Source organism: Phycisphaerae bacterium, from assembly GCA_035384605.1.
In the GTDB taxonomy this organism is placed as follows: Bacteria; Planctomycetota; Phycisphaerae; order UBA1845; family PWPN01; genus JAUCQB01.
The window spans coordinates 1-4,405 of record DAOOIV010000207.1 but is presented as its reverse complement, the minus strand read 5'-3'; the positions used below and the strand labels follow the sequence as shown (position 1 = coordinate 4,405).

Sequence of the window (4,405 nt, the reverse complement as noted above, 5' to 3'; positions counted from 1 at the left end):
TCACCGCATCATCAAACCGGCGGATTTACAGCATGTTCAGACCGGCGCCGACAGCGTTGGCCAATTCGCGGACATTGCCGGGCCAATCATAGGCCATGAGTGCCGACATCGCGTCGGAAGAGAGCGTCTTCATCGGTTCATCGTAGAGCGCCGCCTGTCGGGCGAGAAAATGCTCGGCCAGACAGATCAGGTCGCTCTTGCGCGCCCGAAGCGGCGGCACCTCGATACGAACCACGTTGAGCCGAAAATAGAGGTCTTCGCGGAATTCCCCCCTCGCCACCATTGCTGTCAGGTCGCGATGCGTGGCCGCGACGATGCGAACATCGACCGGCAGGGCCTCGACACCGCCCAGCGGGACAACGGTTCCTTCTTCCAGGCATCGCAGCAGCTTGGATTGCATGGCGGCCGGCAGTTCGGCCACTTCGTCAAGGAATAGGGTCCCACCTTCGGCCGCCCGGAAGAACCCGAGACTCGCCCGGTCGGCCCCCGTGAAAGCACCTTTCACGTGCCCGAAGAGCTGTGATTCGATCAGAGTATCGCTGAGAGTGGTGCAATCGACGGGCACGAACGGCCCGTCGGCCCGAGGCCCCAAGGCGTGAATCTGGCGGGCCACGAGTTCCTTGCCGGTTCCGGATTCGCCGCAGATCAGGACCGTGCACGTGCGACGGCTCACCGCGTCAATGAGGTGACGCAGTACCTCCACCTCGGCGCTTCGCCCGACGAATTCGGGAGCTCGCGCGACCGGCAGATGAACGCCTGCTTTTCCCCAAGCCAAGCCCACTGGGTTTCTTTCTGAGGTTCTCGGCCCTGCCGGCCATCCCAGCAGAGTCTTTGACCGCACATCCATGCGGACTCCGCGGCGACGCTTGCCACCGCCGTCGTCGCACCAGGCCCGCCGCCCTGCGGACCCGACGCTCCCTCCAAGACTCCTCAGAACATATCACCAGAGCAAAAAAAGAACTGATCCTGGCCGCGAAGATCTGGTGCTTTTCCACCTCGCAACCGGTATGTTGGCAGAATAGGCGAACACCCTATCCGTGTCAAGCCCCATTGGTCCTTTTGTTCAAAGTATTTTCGCCCCACCTTGGACAGATTATCTCTGAACACCCCGTCGAGGACGGCGGCGCTGGTTCGGGCGAACCCGCGTTTCCGTCTGGGCTTCAAATGGGCAGCTCGATGCGAAAGGGGCCATCGTCCTGAACACTATGTCCCCACTAGAGTTACGCGTTGCTGATCGGTGCTCGTCGTTTCCAGGGCTGTTCATGAATGGCAGGTAAAGGGCGGGTTCTCGCTTGTTCATGCGGGGCTCAATTCCACTTGGTCGTGAAGACGGACTTGGGTCGGCAGCCGTCTTGTCGCCGTGCCCCCCGCAGGGCAATCTGAGCCGTATTCCCGGCCGGGGGCAAACAACCCGGTCGATCCGTTTCAACGGGTTTCAACGGCCAAGACAGGGTAAGGCGGCAGGCACGGCTGATGGCCCAGCGAGAAAGCACCCCGTCCAAGGCCATGGGCATGGCGCCCTTAGGAAGACTTAGGGGGGCGAAACCTTATTTCGTCGCTGCACGGCCCGGCGCGCGGGTCCGCAGGCGCGGCACCCACTTGCGATCCGGGCTGAGGGGACGGCGGCTCGCTACGGGTGGTCCGGCGACTGGATGCCACCGCGGAGAAGAAGCGCGACCTTGGCCGGCGACTCGACGCTGCCCGCGAAAGTATCGATCTGCCAAGCCTTGACACTCAATCAAGCCGCTGCCCCGGAGGTAAGCCCGAATCAGAAAACGCCCCGATCACAAAGCGGTTCCGGCGCGCCCAGAGGTATCGGGTCGAACATGCCGGTCCAGCGTATTGCATCTCCAATCAAACCGTTGCGGTGCGGGTAATTGCGATGTATGGTGCCTGTTGCTGATGCAACGGCGATGAACCGGCAGCGGCGCGCCGGTTGGCACGTCGAGGCCGCATCTGAAGTATGTGGGAGTCGATCATGTCTGACGACCCGACGCGAATCCTGAACCGCCGTGAGATGCTGGCGACGGCCGCTCTTACCGCAGGCACGGCATTGATTGCCAAGGGCGCACAGCGCCCTGAGCGATCCACCCAGCGGCCCGTGCCCTGTCTATTCACCAAGCCGCTGCACAATCGCCCTTTCAAGGATCTGCCGGTCGTCCTGAACGAGCTCGACGTCAATGCGGTTGACCTGACGTGCCGAAAAGCAGGGCACGTGGCCCCGGAACGGGCGGCAGAAGATCTTCCGGCTGCCGTGGAGCAGCTTAAGAATGCCGGCATCAGCGTGACCATGGTCACAACCGAGATCACCGATGCGGGCAAAGACCATGCCGAAACCATCGTCCGTACGGTGGCAAGCCTCGGTATCGGTTTTGTCAAGCTGGGATACTACAGCTATGGTGATCTGCATAACCTCCATCAGCAACTGGCCGAGGTGAAGGCCAGGCTCAGGGACCTTGCGGCACTCTGCGGCCACTACAAGGTTCGGGCGGGGTTCCATAATCATAGCGGCATGACCATCGGTGCCCCGATGTGGGATCTCTGGCAGCTCTTGCGGGACCTGCCCGCCGACCAGATCGGATCGTACTTCGATTTGCGTCACGCCACCGTCGAGGGCAGTGAGGGCGGCTGGCGGATCGGGCTGGCTCTGCTGGCCCCGCGCATCATCATGGTCTCAGTCAAGGACTGCATCTGGCAGAAAGAACCGAAGGGCTGGCGTGTCAAGGATGTTCCGCTCGGCCAGGGGGCGGTTCGGGTCGAGGAGGGGTTCCGCCAGTTGAAGGATGCCGGCTTCGCGGGGCCGGTCTCCCTGCACGTGGAATACGCGTCGGGGAACGCGGCCGTCGGTTCCGATGAGGATAAGCAGAAGCTCGAATCCATCCGCAGAGATTGGCTGATATTGGCCGATCTCATGAAGGCGGTTGGCTGGTAGATATGAACCCGATCCAGGAAGGACAGGACTGGCTTGACCAGCAGATGATGCGCATCGCCCTGGCCGAGGCCGAGCGGGCCCTGGATACCGAGGACGTGCCGGTCGGAGCGGTGGTGGTCCGTGACGGCCGGGTCATCGGTCGGGGCTGCAATCAGCGCGAGGCCCTGCAGGACCCCACCGCTCACGCCGAGATGATTGCCCTGACCGCCGCCGCCGCCGAAGTGCGCTCTTGGCGGCTGGAGGGTTGTACGCTCTACGTGACGCTGGAACCTTGCACCATGTGTGCCGGGGCCATCGTGCTGGCCCGGATCGATCGGGTAGTCTTCGGGGCCGACGATTCAAAGGCCGGGGCCTGCGGCTCGGTCTACAACATCATCGAAGACGGGCGGCTGAATCATCGACCGCAGATGACCGCGGGCGTACTGGCCGCCGAGTGCGGCGAGCTGCTGCGGACATTCTTCACCTCCCAGCGGGCCAAGGGAAAAAAGTAATTCCCTTCCTCTCCCCCTTACCAAGGGGGAGCCGGAGGGGGTATCTCTCCCCGTTACCAATGGGGAGCCGGAGGGGTGTCTCTCTTCCCCTTACCAAGGGTCCGGAAAAGGGGAGGTCCGCAAAAGGGGATTGCGCCAAGCAGCCTGCGAGAGGAGGCGGCTTGCTTCGCAAGCCCGATCGCCTTGCGATCGCCGGCGAAACCAGGCGTCGAGTCAAGGGCTGGGTTTTTCCGGCCCCATCCACGGCGCCGACGGCAGCGGCGGCCTGCTGGCGGCCGTCGAGGAGCACGACCCCAAATCGAGCAGCGACGACGAGAACTTCTGGTGTTTCTACGACGCCGAACCCGTGACTCGCCGGGCAACGCAAAGCGTTGGGGCCGCTGGCCCGCGGGCAAAGCCCGCCCGTCGTGTCAAGGGAAACGGCAATGTCGGCCAGCTTGTCAAGACGGTCAAGGACGACAAGAACACATGTCAGGATGATTTTTGAGCTCTAATAGTGGTGTTGGCGGCGATTTTACCGGCGGCAGTGGCGACCATCACCGAAGTGTAGAAACGGGGACGCAGCTATTCTTTGAGAAGCGGTCAGCCTTTAGCGATCAGCTTTCAGCGGCCAGAGGGGTGGTGTTCTGCCGCAGTGGACGCAGAGGGGCGCAGAGACCTGTTTCCGCGATCTCCGTTACCTCATGTTCAAACGCCTTCCTCCTGTTCTTCATTTGCGTCAATCCCATGATCTGCGGGCCGGAACCCCGCTCGGCCCGGAATCCTTTCCGGGCCGCATCCCCTGCGGAATCCTTTCCGCATTCGGCATCCATGACGATGCCAATCCTCCACCCGAAGGCCAGCAGGTAGGGCAGGTCACAGCCCCGCCAAGTCGCATCGACGAAGCAGGAATATTAGGGACAGTCACCTATTTACGACGACGGGAACCTGACGCAGGATGGCACGTTCGACTGCACCTGGGACGCCGGAACCCTTGACGCGA

At 62.5% G+C, this 4,405-nt stretch carries 4 protein-coding genes; 3 read left to right on the top strand and 1 reads right to left on the bottom strand.

The features are described from left to right. Positions 1–25: 25 nt before the first annotated feature. Positions 26–781, bottom strand: a complete 756-nt coding sequence (locus PLL20_21775) for a sigma-54 dependent transcriptional regulator (GenBank protein ID HPD32628.1) — start codon at positions 779–781, stop codon at positions 26–28. Positions 782–1,978: 1,197 nt separating this feature from the next. Between PLL20_21775 and PLL20_21770 the strand changes: the two genes are divergently transcribed. The 3 genes from PLL20_21770 (at position 1,979) to PLL20_21760 (ending at position 3,910) form a co-directional block, all read left to right on the top strand. Further along, positions 1,979–2,932 carry a TIM barrel protein gene (locus PLL20_21770; protein HPD32627.1) on the top strand — a complete coding sequence of 318 codons (954 nt, stop codon included), beginning with the start codon at positions 1,979–1,981 and terminating at the stop codon, positions 2,930–2,932. A 2-nt stretch (positions 2,933–2,934) separates the two neighbouring features. Then, positions 2,935–3,423: a tRNA adenosine(34) deaminase TadA gene (gene tadA / locus PLL20_21765; protein HPD32626.1), complete on the top strand. Its 489-nt coding sequence runs from the start codon at positions 2,935–2,937 to the stop codon at positions 3,421–3,423. Positions 3,424–3,553: 130 nt separating this feature from the next. Beyond that, positions 3,554–3,910, top strand: coding sequence for a hypothetical protein (locus PLL20_21760; protein HPD32625.1), 357 nt, complete (start codon positions 3,554–3,556; stop codon positions 3,908–3,910). Positions 3,911–4,405: the final 495 nt, after the last annotated feature.

Bases quoted from the DNA above. Each gene is read 5' to 3' on its own strand.
- tadA (HPD32626.1), top strand. From the start codon at position 2,935: ATGAACCCGATCCAGGAAGGACAGGACTGGCTTGACCAGCAGATGATG.
- PLL20_21770 (HPD32627.1), top strand. From the start codon at position 1,979: ATGTCTGACGACCCGACGCGAATCCTGAACCGCCGTGAGATGCTGGCG.